The organism is Pseudoruminococcus massiliensis (genome assembly GCF_900291955.1).
GTDB classification, from domain to species: domain Bacteria; phylum Bacillota; class Clostridia; order Oscillospirales; family Acutalibacteraceae; genus Pseudoruminococcus; species Pseudoruminococcus massiliensis.
The window spans coordinates 499,890-519,912 of record NZ_OLMR01000002.1; the positions used below are offsets into that span (position 1 = coordinate 499,890).

Here is a 20,023-nt window from a genome sequence, read left to right on the forward strand (position 1 = left end):
CACCATTTTAAATATTGGAGGTATTAAACTATGAAAATTAAAAAACTCGCATCGGCAGTTTTATCCGCTATCTTGGGAACGATTATTATATTTTCGGGCTGTTCTAATGGTGGCTCTGTAAATGATAATTCGAGCAAGGCAGAAAGCTCTATAACTTCTTCTGAATCAAAAACAGAATCAAGCCAGTCTTCTAAGGCGGAATCAAGCACTGTATCTAAAACAGAATCTCAAAGTTCTAAAAATGAATCTTCTAAAAATACTGAGCCTGATGCAGATTATACACCAGCTATGTGGAAGGTTACTAAAGGCGACAAGGAAATGTATCTCTTTGGTTCAATCCACGCTACACAGGACGGTGCAGAAAATCTGCCGGACTATGTACAGAAAGCCTTTGATGAATGTGACTATCTCGCTATGGAGCTTGACACAGACAGTATGATGAATGACTTAGGACAAGCTTTACAACTTACACAAAAGCTTATGTATACTGATGGCACAACTATTAAAGACCATATTTCTGAGGAAACTTATAACGCTGCTGTAAAATATCTTACTGAAAAGGGCTTATATATATCATATTATGATAACTTTAAGCCCATGATGTGGATTTCATTGCTCGAAAATGCAATGTATAATGACGCGGGCATTGATATTACAAAATCTATGGAAAGTATTATGACCTCAAAAGCTAAAAAGGCTAACAAGAAAATCTTAGAGGTTGAGAATATTGATATTCAGCTTGGTGTATTTGATAACATTTCAGATGAACTTGCAGATGTTATGATTTTAAGCTATACACAAGCAGACCCAAGCGAACAAGCAAAGGCAAATAATAAGTTATATGAGCAATGGAAACACGGAGAAGCTATTGAAGATACAGATGAAGATGAAATTCCTGATGAATGTAAGGAAGATTACGAAAAATACAGCAAAGCTATGCTCACAGACAGAAACAAGGGTATGGCTGACAAAGCCGAGGAATATATGAATGACGGTAAAAAAGTATTCTTTATGGTTGGCGCAGCTCATATGTATGGTGATAACGGAATCGTTCAGCTTTTGAAGGACAGAGGATACACCGTAGAAAGAGTATCTAAGACGGAGAACCTAAGTCAAGCCGCATAATCGCTTAGCTAACCAACTTCCCCAAGACATTTAAAGTTTAGGTCAAGCCTTTTTAAAGGCTTGCAGGGTCGAGGGACGGAGTCCCTCGACCCTGCAAGCTTTTGAAAAAGCTTGAGCAAAACTTCTGAGTGTCTAAGATAAGTTGGTTAGCTAATATTAGTCTATGCTATCAATCTTTACCTCTACATCTGTTTCGGCATCGTAATCTACACCTGTAACCTTAAAGCCAAACAGCTTATAAAATTCTTCCCAATAACCGTCAATATCTGCACATTCGGCGATTTTCTCGGTAGAAATATCACTCCAAAGCTTTGTGACTTCCTCTTGAATATCGTCTTGAAGCTCTAAATCGTCAAGGCGGATTCTGCCCTCAGCATCAAGAACTGGCTTTTCACCGAAAAGCTTCTGATTAAAAAGTCTATACATCTGCTCAATACAGCCTTCGTGACAGCCTTTTGCTTTCATTACCTTATAAAGAATAGAAATATAAAGCGGTACTATCGGAATAGCCGCACTTGACTGTGTTACAAGAGCCTTATTTACAGAAAGATATGCACGAATACCATTAAATTCCTCTGTAATCTCTTTTGCTGTCTTGAAAAGGTGGTCCTTAGCCTTACCAATAGAACCATCACGATACATCGGGTGTGTAAGAACTGGTCCAATGTAGGAATATGCTACTGTTATAGCATCTGGCTCAATAGCATCAGCATTCTTTAATGCAGTAATCCAATCTTTCCAGTCTTCGCCACCCATAACCTTTACTGTATTGAAAACTTCTTCATCAGTTGCTGGCTCTACTGTAATATCATGAACTTCATTTGTGCGGAGGTCAATGGTTTTATTTGTATATGGCTCGCCAACCGTCTTTAATACAGAGCTATATAATGTGCCGTCTTTGTCCTTGCGTCTTGGTGCAGCAAGACTATATATAACCATATCAACCTTGCCTAAGTCCTTTTTGATAAGTGCGATTGTTTCGTCTTTGATTTCCTGAGAATAAGCATCGCCGTTAATTGTTTTTGCATAAAGTCCGTCAGCGTGTGCGAACTCCTCAAAAGCGGCTGTATTATACCAGCCTGAAGAACCTGTTCTATTTCCTGAACCAGGCTTATCAAAAATAATGCCGATTGTAGATGCTCCGCAAGAATATGCCGCAGAAATACGAGAAGCAAGTCCATAACCCATAGATGCACCGATAACAAGAACTTTCTTAGGGCCGTTTGTCTTTGGCTGTGATTTTACATATTCGATTTGCTGTCTGACATTTTCCTTACAGCCTGTTGGGTGAGATGTTGTGCAAATAAATCCTCTTACCTTTGGTTTTACTATCATTTTGACTACTCCTTTTATAATAATTACTTTGTGAATTTATCAACTACATAAGCTATACCGTCTTCGTCATTAGAACTTGTGATGAAATCTGCAACAGCCTTGAGCTTATCGTTTGCATTAGCCATACCAACACCAAGTCCGGCATATTCCACCATTGTAATATCGTTAAATCCGTCACCGCAAGCAATACATTCTTCTGTCTTTATGCCGAGTGTTTTTATAAGATTGTCAATTGAACGGGCTTTATCAATACCCTTTGGCACGACCTCAAGGAAAAACGGTTCTGAACGGAAAACGCCAAGTTTATCGCCAACTCGCTTACTGAGTACCTTTTCAAGCTCTACAACCTCAGCTGGATTGCCTGAAAGCAAGCATTTATTGATATCAAAATTTACATATGAGACGAAATCCTCTACTTCTTTAATTTTAAGACCAATTATATTTGATTCTACCATAGTATATTCATTTACGCCGTTTCCTGCAATAAGGCAATCACCCTCATAGGTATTTATACCTATATTCGTTTTATAAACCTCATCACAGATTTCTGGAAGAAATTTAAGTGGAAGATTTGCAGAAAATACGGTTTCTCCGCTCTGACAGTTGATAATCTTACCACCGTTAAAGGCCATAATAAAACCGCCATATTTTTTAAGGTCAAGCTTTTCAGCGTAGGGGAGGATTCCCTTTGTCGGTCTGCCTGAAGCTATTGCGATTTTTCCTCCACGCTCCTGATAATCTATCAGTGCATCGTGTGTTTTGGGTGTGATTTTCTTTTCTGAATTTGTTAATGTTCCATCTATATCGAGAACCATAATCTTATATTTCATAATTTTCATATCCTCCACTATTGAACTATGCGGTGAGCCACCGCTCCCAAGACGCGGAATCGCTCGACATTGACAAGAGATGTTTATTGACGCGGTCAAGGAAACTACCGAACGGGCGAACACAGCTCGCCCCTACGATTAGCTAATGCACTACCAGTTTAGGTCAAGGCGGTGAGCCACCGCTCCCAAGACGCGGAATCGCTCGACAAGTCTCGCTCGACATTGACAAGAGATATTTATTGACGCGGTCAAGGAAACTACCGAACGGGCGAACACAGCTCGCCCCTACTATTAGACTTCTCTAAGACACTCAAAAGTTTTGCTCAAGCTTTTTCAAAAGCTTGTAGGTCAAGGGCAACGCCCTTGTCGCTCTCCGCAGAGAGCGAAATACCTTTGGGCGAAGCCCAACATTTCTTTTTTCTAATCGGCGGATTTTATCCGCCGATAAATTTCTTTTATATGCAAGATTAGTCCCTAAGGGCGGACTTTGTCCGCCCTTTAAAGGCAAGAGATGTTAAGGGCTTTGCCCTTAAAACCCACGAGGGACTCCGTCCCTCGACCCTGCAAGCTTTTGAAAAAGCTTGAGCAAAACTTTTAAGTTTCTTATGGGAAGTTTTATTCGCTTTGCGACATACACTCATAGGCTTTTTTTGTAAGCTCTATAAGCTCTTCATAAGTCTTTAAATAACCAGCCTCTCGGCGAAGTTCGGCGGCATTTTTGAAGCCCTTCATATACCAACCAACATGCTTTCTTGCTTCACGCATAGCAATTTCTTCGCCCTTATAATCGCACATTGCTTGAATGTGTCTTAAAATTACTGTAACCTTTTCTGCTGGTGATGGTGGAAACATCGGTCTTAAATCATTGAGCCAAGCGTTTATCTCTCTGAATATCCACGGATTGCCTAATGCACCTCTGCCTATCATAACCATATCGCAGTTTGTTTTTTCGAGCATTTGTGCGGCATCATTGGCATTGGTAATATCTCCGTTGCCTATTACTGGAATATTTACGGCTTTTTTTACCTCTGAAATAATATCAAGGTCAGCCTTTCCTGAATAAAACTGCTCACGAGTTCTTCCATGAACGGTTATTGCGGACGCACCTGCTTGTTCACATATCTTTGCAACCTCAACAGCATTTACGGACTTATCGTCCCAGCCTTTACGAATTTTAACAGTTATAGGAACATCAACAGCTTTGCATACCGCTTCTACAATTTTTCCGCATAAATCGGGATTTTTCATCAAGGCACTTCCTGCACCATTTCCGCTTATCTTAGGAGCAGGACAACCCATATTTATATCTATAATATCTGGCTTATACTCCATAGCAGTTACGGCTGCGGCGGCAACTGTCTGTGGTTCACTGCCAAAAAGCTGTACAGCCGCAGGTCGCTCATTTTCTGAAAGAAGCATAAGCTCCTTAGAGCGTTCACTATTGAACGAAATTCCCTTTGCACTTACCATCTCTCCGACAACATATGACGCACCAAAAGCTACACAAAGCTCTCGGAAAGCTCGGTCTGTAACTCCTGCCATAGGTGCAAGAGCGGTCCTTCCCTTTATTTCTACATTTCCTATTTTCATTAATCAGCCTCCTAAAAGCCCAATTATTAATATTATATCATATTTTGCACTCAATGACAACATTTACTCTTTGTGTGGCACCTTAATAAACTCTTAAAGCAACAAACAGGTGAACACTTTTCGCAGCTGCACTTTATCTGCAAGAGAGATTTATTGACTTAGATTAAGTAATCGCTAATGAACTGCCTCAAACTGTGAACATAGTTATATATTGAATAATTTGTGATTATATGATAAAATTAAATTTATAATATAAATAATTGTTTCAAAATTTAATATGGAGGATTATTATGGACTACTTTCTTTCTGATAGAGTTCAGACTCTTAAACCGTCTGCTATAAGAGAAATATTTAAGTATGCCTCAGACCCTGAGGTTATATCTCTTTCTGCCGGCAACCCTGACCCTGAGGCTTTTCCTGTTAAGGAAATTGCGGAAATTTCTAATGATGTACTTACAAATCGTCCTATTGATGCACTTCAATATAGCATTACAGAGGGATATGTACCTCTCCGCAATGCCCTCAAGGACTATATGAAAAATAAATTCAATATCGGCAGAAATTTTGATGAGCTTATTGTTACTTCTGGTGCTCAACAGGTTATGGACCTCGCTACAAAATCCCTTGTAAATGAGGGAGATACTGTTATTTGTGAAGCTCCAAGCTTTATAGGCTCTCTTAATTCTTTTCGTGCTTATAAGGCAAGACTTTGCGGTATTCCTCTCGAAAGCGATGGTATGAACCTTGAAGCCCTCGAAAAGGCTCTTAAAACTGAAAAGAATGTACGCTTTATCTACACTATTCCTAATTTTCAGAACCCATCAGGTGTCACTACAAGCCTTGAAAAGCGTCATGCAATATATGAACTCACTAAGAAATATGGTGTTCTTATTCTTGAGGATAACCCTTATGGCGAGCTTAGAGTAAGTGGGGAAGATGTTCCTGCGATAAAATCCTTTGACGAGGACGGTATTGTTATTTATGCTGGCTCATTCTCTAAGGTGCTTTCTCCTGGTATGAGAATAGGCTGGTTTGTCGCTCCAAAGGAAGTTGCTGCAAAAATGATAGTTTGCAAGCAAGGCTCTGATGTTCATACAACTGCTTGGTCACAGATTGTTGCAAGCGAATTTATGACAAAATACGACTTTGAGGCTCATTTGGAGCGTTTGCGTGAAATTTACAGAAAGAAAATCAATTTTACTCAAGAACTTCTTGATAAATATCTTGCACCGATTATTACATATAATAAGATTGATGGCGGTCTTTTCATATGGTGTAAGCTTCCTGATGAGATTGATATGACTAAATTCTGTAAAGAGGCAGTTCTCAGAAAGGTATGCGTTGTTCCGGGAAATGCGTTCTTAACCGATGAGAATGAACAGTGCCATAGTTTCAGAATCAATTTCTCGACACCAACTAATGAACAGTTAGAAAAGGGAATTAAGATATTGGGCGAATTGGCAAAGGAAATGCTGAATAAGCAATAATTTTATAAAATCCATATTAATCCATAATTGAAAATAAGTTTAACAAATAGATATAATACAAAGTTCTTGCGAAATATATTTTTTGTCTATTAAAGTGTGATTTGTCATAGGGAAATCCATTAGATAAGCGGTAGTTTCATCAGCCACAGCAAGCAATTTCCCTTGTCAGTATCAAATGAGGCTTGATAAGCAAAGCTTTGAAGTGTATTATGGAAAGTATATCAATACCAATTAAGTAATTACAAATAAGCTACCAAAACGGGCGAACACAGTTCGCCCCTACATTTAGTCTGTTAGCTAATTGAAAATCGAAAGGAAAATAAATATGAGTGAAGAAGTTTTAAAACAAGAAAAAAAGCCTATAATATTCAGTGCAATACAGCCAAGCGGTACTATTACACTCGGTAACTACATCGGTGCATTGAAAAACTGGGTTACTCTTCAAGATGACTACGATTGTATTTTTGCAGTTGCTGACCTACACGCAATTACTGTCAGACAAGAACCTGCTACATTCCGCAGACACATATTAGAGGCTTACGCTCTCTTACTTGCTTGCGGCATTGATACTGAGAAAAGCCCATTCTTTATTCAGAGTCATGTTCATACTCACGCCGAACTCGCTTGGGTTCTTAACTGCTATACACAGTTCGGCGAGCTTTCTCGTATGACACAATTTAAAGATAAATCTCAAAAACACGCTGATAATGTTAATGTTGGTCTTTTCGCATATCCAAGCCTTATGGCTGCTGATATTCTTCTCTATCAGGCTGACCTTGTTCCTGTTGGTGCTGACCAAAAGCAACACCTTGAGCTTGCAAGAAATGTTGCAGAACGCTTTAACGGTATCTACGGCAATACATTTAAGATTCCTGACGGATATATTCCTCCTGTCGGTGCAAGAATTATGTCACTTCAAGACCCAACAAAGAAGATGTCTAAGTCTGACGAAAATGTAAATGCTTGGGTTGCTGTTCTTGATAAGCCTGAGGATATTATGAGAAAATTCAAGCGTGCTGTTACTGACTCCGAGGCTGTTGTAAAATATGGCGAAAATAAAGCTGGTGTGAACAACCTTATGGGCATTTATAGTGCTGTTACAGGCAAAACAAATGATGAAATAGAAAAGGAATTTGAGGGCAAGGGCTACGGTGACTTCAAAGCTACTGTTGCTGAAGCTGTTATCGAGGAACTTCGTCCTATTCGTGAACGCTATGAGAAATTCATAGCTGACAAGGCATATCTTGAGGAACAATATACTAAGGGTGCTGAATTTGCATTGAGAATGTCTTCTCGTACACTCGACAAAGCAATGAAGAAAGTTGGCTTTATCAAAAAGCCGAGATTCTGATTTTCGGAATTAGGAGGTTAGTCTTATGAAAAAACACAAGGTCCATCCCAAAAAGCTTATGCTTATAGTAAACCCTATTGCAGGAAAATCTCGTGCAAAATATAATCTTGCAAGCCTTGCGTCAATTTTTTATAAGAATAACTATGAGCCTGCTATTTACTTCACTTCTCCAGACTGCGGGGCAGAGGAGCTTATAGAAAAACACGCAAAGGATTTTGATGTTGTAGCGTGTTGCGGTGGTGACGGCACTGTCAGTGAAGCTATTGAGGGTATAATGAAGCTTGAGAATTGTCCTCCGCTTGGATACATTCCTTGTGGAACGACAAATGACCTTGCAAAAAGTCTTGATTTGCCTAAGAATATGAAAAGAGCCGCTAATACTATCGCTAATGAAGAGCCTCTTCCGCTTGATATAGGCAGTTTTGGCAATGAATGTCACTTCGCTTATATTGCGTCATTTGGTGCATTTACTGAGGTTTCTTACGAAACTCCTCAAAAAGCAAAGAATATATTCGGTCATATGGCTTATATTTTTTCGGCTTTTAAGTCTATGAACAAAATCAAGCCTTATCATATTAAAATCGAAAGCGAAGAAAAAAACTTTGAGGACGATGTTATTTTCTGTTCGGTTACGAACTCAACCTCCGTTGCGGGAATCTTTAAATTTGACAAAAATCTTGTCGATTTTAACGATGGTCTATATGAGGTACTTCTGATAAAACAGCCTAAGCGTTTAAGAACGGTTTTTGCGATATTTTTATCTATGTTTAATACAACCTATAAGCACGACCACATAACGCTTTTTCAGACCTCAAAGTTAAAGCTTACCGCAGATAAAAACATAGATTGGGCGATTGACGGCGAACACCGTTCAAGCAGTAACACGATAGAGATAACAAACAATCACAATGCTATTTCACTTATTCGCAAGCATTAAGCGGCGAGCCGCCGCTCCCAAGTCGCGGAATCGTGCGGCGAGCCGCCACCCCCAAGACGCGGAATCGCTCGACAAGTCTCGCTCGTGGTAAGTAAGGTAAGTTAGTTGACGCGGTTGAAGAAACTACCGCTTAGCTAACCAACTTCTCTTAGACACTTAAAAGTTTTGCTCAAGCTTTTTCAAAAGCTTGCAGGGTCGAGGGACGGAGTCCCTCGTGGGTTTTAAGGGCGAAGCCCTTAACTCTTCTTGCCATTTAGAGGCGAACAAAGTTCGCCTCTAAAATTTTTTGGAAGCAAAATTAGTCAATATGTGCGAACTTTATTCTCCTATCCGGAAGTTTATTGCTAACAAAAGAAAAAAGGGGTGGACAAAGTCCACCCCTTAGTCAGAGAAATAGATGTTAAGGGCGTTGCCCTTAAAACCCACCAAAGGCTCTGCCTTTGGAAACCGCAAGCTTTTGAAAAAGCTTGAGCAAAACTTTTCGGCGAGCCGCCGCCCCCAAGTCGCGGAATCGTGCGGCGAGCCGCCGCTCCCAAGTCGCGGAATCGCTCGACAAGTCTCGCTCGTGGTGAATTAGGTAAGTTTGTTGACGCGGTTGAAGTAGCTACCGATTAGCCAATAAAATTTTAATTTTCTTAAATAAAAAAAACACCACCGACTATGAGTTATCCATAATCGGTGGTGTCTTTATATATTAAGCTTTATTATTTAGCAAGTCTTTCCTTAAGACCCTCGAGCTCAGCTCTGAGTTCAGCAGGAAGCTTATCGCCAAATATCTTGTAGTACTCTTCGATTTCCTTTGTTTCAGCTGTCCACTTCTCGTTATCAACTGTAAGAATCTTCTTGAGTGTTTCCATATCCATATCAAGACCCTCAAGGTTGATGTCTTCTGGTCTTGGAAGATAACCGATAGGTGTTTCAACAGCGTCAGCCTTGCCTTCGCAACGCTTGATAATCCACTCGAGAACACGGAAGTTGTCACCGAAACCAGGCCACATAAACTTGCCGTCTTCATCTAATCTGAACCAGTTGACATTGAATATCTTTGGAGCCTTGTCGCCAAGAATCTTACCCATTTCAATCCAGTGGCCGAAGTAGTCACCCATATGATAACCGCAGAATGGCTTCATAGCCATTGGGTCATGACGGAGAACACCGACAGCACCTGTTGCAGCTGCTGTTGTTTCAGAAGCCATAATAGAACCTACGAATACACCGTTGTTCCAATCTCTTGACTGGTAAACAAGTGGAGTTGTAGTTGCACGACGGCCGCCGAAGATGATAGCAGAAACAGGAACACCTGATGTTGAGTTAAACTCTGAGCTGATGCATGGGCAGTTCTTTGCAGGAGCTGTGAAACGGCTGTTTGGATGAGCACCCTTTTCTGTGCTTTCCTTACCATTCCAAGGATTGCCCTTCCAGTCGATAGCGTGCTCTGGTGGATTTTTGTCGAGACCTTCCCACCAAACTGTGTTGTCATCGAGGTTGAGAGCAACATTTGTGAAGATTGTACCCTTCTTTGTAGAAGCGAGAGCATTAGGGTTAGACTTCTCGTTTGTGCCAGGAGCAACGCCGAAGAAGCCGTTCTCTGGGTTGATAGCCCAAAGTCTGCCGTCAGGACCCTTACGCATCCAAGCGATGTCATCACCTACACACCATACCTTGTAGCCCTTATTTCTATAACTCTCTGGAGGAATAAGCATAGCCAAGTTTGTCTTACCGCAAGCTGATGGGAATGCAGCTGTTACATACTTGATTTCGCCCTGTGGATTCTCGATACCGAGGATAAGCATATGCTCAGCCATCCAATCCTCGCACTTACCGAGGTAGGAAGCAATTCTAAGAGCAAAGCACTTCTTGCCAAGAAGAACATTTCCGCCGTAAGCAGAGTTTACGGAGATGATGTAGTTATCTTCTGGGAAGTGGCAGATATATCTCTTCTCAGGGTCAACATCGCACATTGCATGAAGTCCCTTAATCCAGTCTTCACTATCGCCAAGAACTTCTTCTACTGCTGTGCCCACACGAGTCATAATACTCATATTAAGAACAACATAGATAGAGTCTGTTACCTCATAGCCAATCTTTGCGAGAGGTGAGCCAACAGGACCCATTGAATAAGGGATAACATACATTGTACGACCCTTATATGAACCACGAGCAATATCAAAGAGCATTTGATATGCTTCTTGTGGGTTTTTCCAGTTATTTGTAGGACCTGCATCTTTTTCATCTCTGCAGCAAATAAATGTACGGTCTTCAACACGAGCAACATCGTTTTCTCTTGTTCTGTGGAGATAACAGCCTGGAAGCTTTTCCTCGTTAAGCTTAATCATCTCGCCTGTTTCACAAGCTTCCTTGCGGAGAGCCTCGAGCTGTTCCTCTGAACCATCAATCCAAACGACCTTATCAGGATTGAGAAGATTTTTCATTTCTTCAATCCATGCCAATACTGACTTATTTGTTGTCATTTTATTATTCCCCTTTCTGCCTAAAGGCATTTACAGATTTATTATAATGCAATTTGCAAGAAATATCAATAAATAATTCATAAATTTTTGAAGTATTTTTCAAATGCTATATATTTGTATAGGAATCTCAAGAATTTGTTAATAAACTATGAACTAATAAAAGTTTAAAAATTCATATTTATATGTAACAAGCGAGTAAATATGATTTTTTATTCTGCGTCTGATACACTTATGCCGAGTTCCTCAAGCTGTGAATCGTCTACCGGACTTGGAGCATTACTCATAAGCTCACTTGCATTTTGAATCTTAGGGAATGCGACTACATCTCTAAGTGTAGGTGCATTAATCATCTGCATAACAAGTCTATCAAGTCCTATACCCATACCACCATGTGGTGGAGCACCATACTTGAAAGCTCCTGTCAAGAAGCCAAACTTCTTTTGTGCCTCTTCATCGGAAAGTCCGAGCATCTCAAACATTCTCTTTTGAAGCTCTGGATTTGTTATACGGATAGAACCTGATGAAAGCTCTATACCATTAAGAACCATATCATAAGCCTTTGCGTAGACATTGCCCTTATCGCCCTCAAGCTTGTCTAAGCACTCATCTGTTGGAGATGTGAATGGGTGGTGCATTGCTACCCATTCGCCGTTATCTTTATCAAACTCAAAGAATGGAAATTCTACTACCCAAAGGAAGTTATAGCCGTCTTTGATTATATCAAGACGCTTTGCGACTTCTACTCTCAATGCTCCGAGTGTAGGGAGTACGACGCTATCATCTGTATCGCCAACAATAAGAACTACATCGCCCTTTTCAGCACCAGCCTTTTCGAGAATAGCCGTCATTTCAGCCTCGGTCATAAACTTTGCAAAGCTTGATGCTATGCCGTCATCAGTCATTCTTATCCACGCAAGTCCCTTTGCACCAATACCCTTTACATACTCTGTGAGCTTGTCTATCTCCTTACGGCTATATGTTTTTACGGCATTTTTCGCTGTAATTCCACGAACAGAACCGCCACCTGCGATTGCATTCTTGAATACGCCAAATTCGCTATCCTTAACTGTTTCTGTAAGGTCGAAAATCTCCATACCAAAACGAGTATCTGGCTTATCTGAACCGAATCTTGCCATAACCTCGTTATATTTATATCTTGGGAATGGGGTAGGAATATCTATATCAAGAACAGTCTTGAAAAGATACTTGATATAATTTTCGCCGAGCTTGAGAACATCTTCCATATCTACAAAAGACATTTCAAGGTCTATCTGAGTAAATTCAGGCTGTCTGTCGGCTCTCAAGTCCTCATCTCTGAAGCATCTTGCAATCTGCATATACTTATCAAAGCCAGCAACCATACAAAGCTGTTTATAGATTTGTGGGGACTGAGGAAGTGCATAAAATTCGCCCTTATGGATTCTTGATGGTACAAGGAAATCTCTTGCACCCTCTGGGGTAGATTTTATAAGCATAGGAGTTTCTATCTCAATAAAGCCCTCATTATCGAAGAAATCACGAGTAGCTTTGGCAATCTTATGACGAAGAATGATATTATTTTGAAGTGTAGGACGGCGGAGGTCGAGATAACGATATTTAAGGCGAGTTGTTTCGCCTGCTGTACAGTTATCTGTAATTTCAAAAGGAGGTGTTTCTGATTCGGAGAGAATACGAAGCTCTTTAACCTCAATTTCAATATCACCTGTTGGAATTTCTGCGTTTTTAGCACTTCTTTCACGAACAGTTCCTACAACTGCGAGAACATATTCTGAACGAACGGAAGCGGCTTTCTTAAAGATTTCTCTATCTGTATCATCATCGAGAGTGATTTGAACGATACCTGTTCTATCACGAAGGTCTATGAATATGAGGTGACCTTTATCACGCTGTCTCTGAACCCAGCCAAAGACAGTAACATTTTTGCCAATATCATCAGCACGAAGCTTTCCGCAATAGTCTGTACGCTTCAGTCCTGTCATAAATTCTGCCATTTTAAATCTTCCTTTACAAATAGATTGTGTACTCGTTCTTAATTATATCATTCCCAAAATATAAAATCAAGTATGGGCGGCGAGTCGCCGCCCCCAAGACGCGGAATCGCTCGACAAGTTTCGCTCGTAGTAAGTAAGGTAAGTTAGTTGACGCGGTCGAAGAAACTACCGCTTAGCTAACCGACTTATCTTAGACACTCAGAAGTTTTACTCAAGCTTTTTGCGGCGAGCCGCCGCCGCCAAGACGCGGAATCGCTCGACAAGTCTCGCTCGTAGTAAGTAAGGTGAGTTAGTTGACGCGGTCGAAGAAATTAGCAATGGTCTACCGATTAGTTAATAAAACTTTCCTAAGACAAATAAAAGTTTTGCTCAAGCTTTTTCAAAAGCTTGCAGGGTCGAGGGACGGAGTCCCTCGTGGGTTTTAAGGGCAACGCCCTTAACTTTTCTTGCCCCCTTAGGGGCGAACTTCGTTCGCCCCTAAATATCTTTTGGTAGCAACATTAGTTAATAAAAAGGCGGACAAAGTCCGCCTTTAGAGAGAAAGAGATGTTAAGGGCTTCGCCCTTAAAACCCACCAAAGGCTCTGCCTTTGGAAACCGCAAGCCTTTAAAAAGGCTTGACCTAAACTTTTAACTGTCTTAGATGAGCTTGTTAGCTAATCTTATCGGTAGTTCATTGCTAATCTCTTCGACTGCGTTAATAATATTCGTTTATCAATGTCGAGCGAGACTTGTCGAGCGATTACGCGTCTTGACGGCGGAGGCACTCCGCCTTGAGCAAAACTTTTATCTGTCTTTGGGAAAGTTTGTCAGTTAGTGTTTTTAAGATAAAGCATTGTAAATTTTGAAATAATATGATATAATATACAAAATATTTATAAAAAAGGTGGGGTTATTATGGAAAATAAGGTCATTATCGCCGCAGACAGTACTTGTGACCTTTCTCCTGAACTTATCGAAAAATATAATATAGAGATTATTCCGCTCCCTGTAAATCTCGGTGACAAACCTTGCCTTGATGGCGTTGATGTTACTGTTGATGATGTTTTCAATTACTTTGATACAACAGGCGAACTCGCTACTACATCAGCTCCTACCGTAGGATATTACGAGGATTTCTACAAAAAGTGGACTGATGAAGGATATACCGTAGTTCACACCAGCATTAGCCTTAAATTTACTGTAACTCATAATATCGCACAACAGGCTGCTGCGAAATTCCCTGGGGTTTATCCGATTGATTCTCACAGCATTTCAAGCGGAATGGGACTTCTTGCTATTCACGGTGCTATGCTTCGTGACCAAGGCTTAGAGGGTTGGCAAATCGCTGAAAAGCTCCGTGATGAGGCTGATAATATTCGTGTAAGCTTCGTTCTTGATACTCTCAAATATATGAGAAAAGGCGGAAGATGCAGTGGTATTGCCGCTTTTGGTGCTAATATGCTCAATCTTAAGCCTTGTCTTGAAACAAAAGATGCTGCTCTTGTAGTTAAGAAAAAATATAGAGGAAAGATTGAAAATGTCTTTATGCAATATGCTGAGGAAATGCTTACCTCTGGTGAGAATATAGACAAATCTATTTTGTTACTTACACATTCAGGCATTGACAAAAAGACTTTGAAAGCTGTTAGAAAACGTTGTGCTGAACTTGTAGCTTTTGATGAAATATATGAATGTAACACAGGCTGTTCTGTTTCTGTGCATTGTGGACCTAACACCCTTGGACTAATCTACGCTATAAAAGACTGATTTTCTTTATAAGGTCTGTGCAAGAGCTATCATTGCAAAATTTGCTAAGATTACACCTGCTATTTCGATTGCCTTTATTATAATTCTATTTTTCATACTTCTACCTTCCTTATCTACGATTTCTTTAGGTTCTTTACTTATATTTATGATATATGAAAAGAAATATTACTGATATTTTTTAGCGGATAAATTTTCAACATTTTTCTATTAAATAGTTGAAAACTTATCCGTATTTTCTTAATTTGCACTAAATTCATATTTATTTTGAAAAATATTTGATTTTTTTCAATTTGTTATTGATTTTTACATCTGTTTAGTGTAGAATAGTGTAAATCGTTAGGGTTATCATCGCATTAACCCTATGAAAATCTATATTTAAAAGGAGCTGTTTTTATGAATCCGAACTATAACAATCAAATTCCTGGTTCTGAACTAATTAAGCAATTTTTTACAAGAACTTCTATGCTTACTATTACAATAGCCTCGGCGATGCTCTCTGCGTTGATAATCTTTCAAACCGTTATCTACACATTTTCGGGAGATAAAATCAGTATGATTTCTTCACTCTATTATCTCTTTGATAATCAGCATATCGAAATTATAAATGCTGTTTTTGGCTCTATAATCTCTTTGGTATCTATTTTATTTTTCATTTCCTTCCTTTCAATATATCTGAAAGCAAAGGCTGGTGATTCTATCACATCAGGTCTTTCTATGCTTACTATAAGCTCTGTAATATATATTATCGTTACTTGCATTACAGTAACTCTTTCATTCGCTTCAATCTCTGTTCAGAGATACCAAAGCTCTAAGCTTAACAATTTATTTGACAGCAGAGAATTTTCTGAAGTGCCTCAAACTTATACTTCAACACAGGCAAACTACGATTTTCTTATTTATATTTTGTTTGGTGCGACTGCTATTCTTCTTGGAATCGGTGCTGTTCGTATTTCTCTTGCTATGAAAAAGGCTTCTTCTGATATGGAAATTCCTTCAAATCGTGGCGGTGCATTATTCCTTTCTGGTTCTATATCTGCTATTGTGCTTACAAATATTGCATTTTTCACAGCACTTAGCTCACTTGTTATTCCTAACACAGAGGTAACTTTAGAGCCTATAACACTTCTTAGCTCTACTATCAATGTTCTTATCTTTGCTGCTGCAAGCGTAATATTCTATGGACTCGCTTTTCTTTCTTCTAATTATACCAGTTCTATAAACAAAGCTTACCCTTCAAATGCTAAGCTTAGCTCTTATTACGCTGGATATGCTACAAACGCTTATCCTACAAACGCTAATCGTCCTCCTGTTCCTCCGGTAACACCTTATATTCAGACAAGAAATCAACTTTATGCGGCTCAACAGGCTGCTCAACAAAATACTCAATATGCACAGTCATATCAACCACAGCATACACAGGTTCAACAGCCACAAAATGTTGACGCACAGATTCAGAACGACGCTACAACAGCTGTTGAACCACCTATCCAACCAGAGAATACAAAAACTGAGGCTCAACCTGTAATAGCCGACAATGTTGAAAGCGAAGATTAAATTATTACTTAGCTAACAAACTTCTCCAAGACAATTAAAAGTTTCGCTCAAGCCTTTTTAAAGGCTTGCGGTTTCCAAAGGCAGAGCCTTTGGTGGGTTTTAAGGGCAACGCCCTTAACATCTCTTTCTTCTCGAGCGGTGGACTATGTCCACCGCTTAATTTTTTGTTAGCAACAAACTAATAAAGAGCAAACAAAGATGACGGTGAACGGGCGAACACAGTTAGCCCCTACATTTTTTAAATAGTAAATGCAAATTATCATAAAAACAGATATTTTAAAAATAAACAGGCATTAAAAGTAAATAGAATATGAAAAACGCTCAGGTCTTTTAAAACCTGAGCGTTTTTATTCGTTATGGGAGAGAGATAGTGGCGAACTTCGTTCGCCACTTAGGGGCAAGAGATGTTAAGGGCTTCGCCCTTAAAACCCACCAAAGGCTCTGCCTTTGGAAACCGCAAGCCTTTAAAAAGGCTTGACCTAAACTTTAAGTGTCTGGGGGAAGATTATTTATTCTTCTGGGGTAGTTTCTTCTGGGGTAGTTTCATCTGCGGTTTCTTCCTCGTGTGGGGCTCTGGAAAGTGTTACAACCTTACTTTCATCAGATACCTTCATTACTCGGACACCCTTTGATGTTCTTGAACAAATTCTTATAGAATTTGCCTCAATTCTGATAATAACACCGTCATTAGAGATTAATATAATATCATCATCAAGGTCTACGGACTTAATTGCGGCAACCTTACCATACTTATCTGTATTATAATTTATTACACCATGTCCGCCTCTTGACTGAATACGATAATCACTGACATTTGAAAGTCTGCCATAGCCTGTTTCTGAAACTGTGAGAATATATGCACCCTCACGAAGCATCGACATTCCGATAACCTTATCATCACCTCTAAGAGTTATTGCCTTAACACCCTTTGCGGCTCTGCCCATAACTCTGACATCTGTTTCGTGGAAGCGTATAGCCATACCGTTTCTTGTTGCAACGACAAGCTCTTTATTGCCGTCTGTAAGGCGTACCCATGCAAGCTCATCACCTTCGTTGAGGTCTATTGCGATAAGTCCGTTCTTTCTTGCATGACTAAATGCACTTAACTCTGTACGCTTAATTATGCCGTTTCGGGTAACCATAACGAGATACTGCTCGCTCTCAATATCAGGTACTTTAATCATTGAGGTTACGCTTTCATCAGCGGAAAGAGGTAGGAGATTGTTTATATTCATACCCTTTGAAGTTCTTGAACCCTCTGGAATTTCATAGCATTTAAGCTTATAAACTCTGCCAAGATTTGTAAAGAACATAACATGGTCGTGGCTATTTGCAACAAACATTTCCTTTGCAACATCTTCTTCTCGGCGGCTCATACCTGAAACGCCTCTGCCACCACGCCTTTGAAGCTTATATGTGTCTGACTTCTGACGCTTGATATAACCAAATTCTGTAAGCGTAAGGACACAATCTTCTTCTGGAATAAGGTCTTCTATATCGACTTCACCGCTGACAGCAACAATCTCTGTGCGGCGTTCATCGTTATATTTTTTCTTGATAGCAAGAGCCTCTTCTTTGATGATAGAAAGAAGTCTTTCACTATTTTGGAGAATGTCTTTGAAATCGGCTATCTTGATATTAAGCTGTCCAAGCTCGTCCTCAATCTTGGTACGCTCTAAGCCTGAAAGCTGTCCAAGACGCATAGAAACAATAGCTTGTGTCTGAATTTCATCAAGCTCAAAGCGTTCACCAAGTCTTTGCTTAGCTGTTGGCTGGTCCTTAGATGAACGGATAATCGAAATAACTTCATCTATAAAGTCGATAGCCTTCTTCAAGCCCTCAAGAACATGGGCTCTTTCTTCGGCCTTTTTGAGGTCGAATATGGTTCTTCTTGTGATAACATCAACCTGAAAATCTACATAATTTCTAAGTATTTCTTTTAGTGAAAGAGTTTTAGGCTCGCCATTTACTATGGCAATCATAATCGCACTGAAAGTAATCTGCATTTGTGTGTAGGAATAAAGCTGATTGAGGACTATTTGAGGAGATGCCTCTCTCTTTATGTCTATAACAATGTGCATACCATTTCTGTCGGAATGGTCATCTATGTTTGAAATGCCCTCTATACGCTTTTCCTTAACCATATTTGCGATGGTTTCAACAAGTCTTGCTTTATTAACCTGATATGGAAGCTCTGTAACTATAATCTTGAAACGATTCTTTTCTTCGACAATTTCTGCCCTTGCTCTGACAGTAATTCTTCCTCGACCTGTTGCATAAGCGGCTCTTATTCCGCTCTGTCCCATAATAATACCGGCAGTAGGGAAGTCAGGACCTTTGATATACTGCATAAGGTCATCAAGACTTGCATCTGGATTGTCGATAAGACAGCACATAGCGTCTATTACTTCACCAAGGTTATGAGGTGGGATATTTGTTGCCATACCAACGGCGATACCTGTTGAACCGTTTACAAGAAGATTTGGGAAACGAGAGGGGAGAACCTCTGGTTCTTTTCTGGAATCGTCATAGTTCGGCAGAAAATTTACGGTGTCTTTTTCTATATCGGTCAGCATTTCTGTGCTGATTTTGCTCATTCTTGCTTCTGTATAACGATAAGCAGCAGGTGGGTCACCGTCAACAGAACCGAAGTTTCCGTGACCATCAACGAGCATATATCTCATAGAGAAATCCTGTGCAAGACGAACAAGTGCGTCATAAACGGAAGCATCACCATGTGGGTGGTAGCGTCCGAGAACATTACCGACTGTTGTCGCACACTTTTTGTATGGTTTATCTGGAGTAAGATTATCCTCAAACTGTGAGTAGAGGATTCTCCTGTGAACTGGCTTTAAGCCATCTCTTACATCTGGCAAAGCTCTTGAAACGATAACTGACATAGAATATTCGAGGAAGGATTTTTTCATTTCCTTGTCTATATCTACATCAATAATCTTTTGCTGAATGTTGCTGTAATCTTCCATATTCAAACCCTCTTTTATCTATAAAAATTTGACTTTGGACTTCTTTCATTAAAAACAAAGCTACTTTCGTTGGTTGATACGCACATATTTCTTGCCAAGCAAGGATTTTATCCTTTCGAGTGCGTCATTATCCTTATCAGTAAATAATCTCTTTGGAATAGATATATAATCATTTTCATCAATGTAGAAGATTATTACTTTTTTATCGTCTAATACCTGAAAAAAATATCTATATGGAATATTTCCTCTATATCTATCTGAAACGATTTTTACTTCGTCCTCATAAAAAGCTATATTTCTTGAGCCAATCTTTTCTTTATTGGCATTATATTCATTTTTTGCTTGATAGCGAACCAATGACGGACCTATGATTTCATAGAATGATACTGAAAAAAGACCCATTGCTATCAGCAGAATCCAACATATGGTTTTTATAATTCCATCTCCGGAAAATATAAGCATATAAAGACCTATAAAAATGGCAAGTATGCCAAGTATATTCATTATAAGCCTATCAGCCTTAGAGGTCTTAAACCTACGCTGTGCAAGGCTTGTATGAATATAATCGTGTTCTGTTATAATATAATCGGCTGTAAGAATAGGTGTTTTTTCGCTCAAAC

Annotated in this window: 13 protein-coding genes; 6 read left to right on the plus strand and 7 right to left on the minus strand. The window is 39.6% G+C overall.

What is annotated here, in order from left to right:
* Window positions 1-30: 30 nt before the first annotated feature.
* The gene (locus C9914_RS05100) at window positions 31-1,125 is read left to right on the plus strand and encodes a TraB/GumN family protein (protein ID WP_106763829.1); all 1,095 of its coding nucleotides are present in this window, start codon (window positions 31-33) and stop codon (window positions 1,123-1,125) included.
* A 156-nt stretch (window positions 1,126-1,281) separates the two neighbouring features.
* Here the strand turns inward: C9914_RS05100 and fabV are convergent, their stop codons facing one another.
* The 3 genes from fabV to dusB all read right to left on the minus strand — a co-directional run bounded on the left by fabV (window position 1,282) and on the right by dusB (window position 4,880).
* Window positions 1,282-2,460, minus strand: a complete 1,179-nt coding sequence (gene fabV / locus C9914_RS05105) for an enoyl-ACP reductase FabV (RefSeq protein ID WP_022264601.1) — start codon at window positions 2,458-2,460, stop codon at window positions 1,282-1,284.
* Between the two features lie 23 nt (window positions 2,461-2,483).
* Window positions 2,484-3,290 carry a Cof-type HAD-IIB family hydrolase gene (locus C9914_RS05110; protein ID WP_106763831.1) on the minus strand — a complete coding sequence of 269 codons (807 nt, stop codon included), beginning with the start codon at window positions 3,288-3,290 and terminating at the stop codon, window positions 2,484-2,486.
* A 615-nt stretch (window positions 3,291-3,905) separates the two neighbouring features.
* Window positions 3,906-4,880 carry a tRNA dihydrouridine synthase DusB gene (gene dusB, locus C9914_RS05115; RefSeq protein WP_106763832.1) on the minus strand — a complete coding sequence of 325 codons (975 nt, stop codon included), beginning with the start codon at window positions 4,878-4,880 and terminating at the stop codon, window positions 3,906-3,908.
* Between the two features lie 290 nt (window positions 4,881-5,170).
* Between dusB and C9914_RS05120 the strand changes: the two genes are divergently transcribed.
* The 3 genes from C9914_RS05120 (at window position 5,171) to C9914_RS05130 (ending at window position 8,655) form a co-directional block, all read left to right on the plus strand.
* Window positions 5,171-6,367, plus strand: coding sequence for an aminotransferase-like domain-containing protein (locus C9914_RS05120; RefSeq protein WP_106763834.1), 1,197 nt, complete (start codon window positions 5,171-5,173; stop codon window positions 6,365-6,367).
* A 325-nt stretch (window positions 6,368-6,692) separates the two neighbouring features.
* Entirely contained in the window at window positions 6,693-7,718 is a 1,026-nt protein-coding gene (gene trpS / locus C9914_RS05125) for a tryptophan--tRNA ligase (protein WP_106763836.1), read from the plus strand.
* 25 nt (window positions 7,719-7,743) lie between these two features.
* The gene (locus C9914_RS05130; RefSeq protein ID WP_106763837.1) at window positions 7,744-8,655 is read left to right on the plus strand and encodes a diacylglycerol/lipid kinase family protein; all 912 of its coding nucleotides are present in this window, start codon (window positions 7,744-7,746) and stop codon (window positions 8,653-8,655) included.
* A gap of 704 nt (window positions 8,656-9,359) precedes the next feature.
* On the opposite strand, the gene C9914_RS05135 is transcribed toward C9914_RS05130, so the two are convergent.
* On the minus strand, window positions 9,360-11,126 hold the full coding sequence (locus C9914_RS05135) for a phosphoenolpyruvate carboxykinase (GTP) (protein ID WP_106763839.1): 1,767 nt from the start codon (window positions 11,124-11,126) through the stop codon (window positions 9,360-9,362).
* A gap of 209 nt (window positions 11,127-11,335) precedes the next feature.
* Window positions 11,336-13,117, minus strand: coding sequence for an aspartate--tRNA ligase (gene aspS / locus C9914_RS05140; RefSeq protein ID WP_106763840.1), 1,782 nt, complete (start codon window positions 13,115-13,117; stop codon window positions 11,336-11,338).
* Between the two features lie 896 nt (window positions 13,118-14,013).
* Between aspS and C9914_RS05145 the strand changes: the two genes are divergently transcribed.
* The gene (locus C9914_RS05145) at window positions 14,014-14,865 is read left to right on the plus strand and encodes a DegV family protein (RefSeq protein ID WP_022264467.1); all 852 of its coding nucleotides are present in this window, start codon (window positions 14,014-14,016) and stop codon (window positions 14,863-14,865) included.
* Between the two features lie 393 nt (window positions 14,866-15,258).
* Window positions 15,259-16,419 carry a hypothetical protein gene (locus tag C9914_RS05150; RefSeq protein ID WP_106763842.1) on the plus strand — a complete coding sequence of 387 codons (1,161 nt, stop codon included), beginning with the start codon at window positions 15,259-15,261 and terminating at the stop codon, window positions 16,417-16,419.
* Between the two features lie 509 nt (window positions 16,420-16,928).
* On the opposite strand, the gene gyrA is transcribed toward C9914_RS05150, so the two are convergent.
* Complete coding sequence (gene gyrA / locus C9914_RS05155; protein ID WP_106763844.1) at window positions 16,929-19,403, minus strand: DNA gyrase subunit A; 2,475 nt, start codon at window positions 19,401-19,403, stop codon at window positions 16,929-16,931.
* A 60-nt stretch (window positions 19,404-19,463) separates the two neighbouring features.
* Entirely contained in the window at window positions 19,464-20,021 is a 558-nt protein-coding gene (locus tag C9914_RS05160; RefSeq protein ID WP_106763845.1) for a YcxB family protein, read from the minus strand.
* Window positions 20,022-20,023: the final 2 nt, after the last annotated feature.

Excerpts from the sequence above, each read along its gene's own strand:
- C9914_RS05120 (WP_106763834.1), top strand. The coding sequence starts at position 5,171 with ATGGACTACTTTCTTTCTGATAGAGTTCAGACTCTTAAACCGTCTGCT.
- C9914_RS05145 (WP_022264467.1), top strand. The coding sequence starts at position 14,014 with ATGGAAAATAAGGTCATTATCGCCGCAGACAGTACTTGTGACCTTTCT.
- gyrA (WP_106763844.1), bottom strand. The coding sequence starts at position 19,403 with ATGGAAGATTACAGCAACATTCAGCAAAAGATTATTGATGTAGATATA.
- trpS (WP_106763836.1), top strand. The coding sequence starts at position 6,693 with ATGAGTGAAGAAGTTTTAAAACAAGAAAAAAAGCCTATAATATTCAGT.
- C9914_RS05100 (WP_106763829.1), top strand. The coding sequence starts at position 31 with ATGAAAATTAAAAAACTCGCATCGGCAGTTTTATCCGCTATCTTGGGA.
- C9914_RS05130 (WP_106763837.1), top strand. The coding sequence starts at position 7,744 with ATGAAAAAACACAAGGTCCATCCCAAAAAGCTTATGCTTATAGTAAAC.
- C9914_RS05150 (WP_106763842.1), top strand. The coding sequence starts at position 15,259 with ATGAATCCGAACTATAACAATCAAATTCCTGGTTCTGAACTAATTAAG.
- dusB (WP_106763832.1), bottom strand. The coding sequence starts at position 4,880 with ATGAAAATAGGAAATGTAGAAATAAAGGGAAGGACCGCTCTTGCACCT.
- C9914_RS05135 (WP_106763839.1), bottom strand. The coding sequence starts at position 11,126 with ATGACAACAAATAAGTCAGTATTGGCATGGATTGAAGAAATGAAAAAT.
- fabV (WP_022264601.1), bottom strand. The coding sequence starts at position 2,460 with ATGATAGTAAAACCAAAGGTAAGAGGATTTATTTGCACAACATCTCAC.
- C9914_RS05110 (WP_106763831.1), bottom strand. The coding sequence starts at position 3,290 with ATGAAATATAAGATTATGGTTCTCGATATAGATGGAACATTAACAAAT.
- aspS (WP_106763840.1), bottom strand. The coding sequence starts at position 13,117 with ATGGCAGAATTTATGACAGGACTGAAGCGTACAGACTATTGCGGAAAG.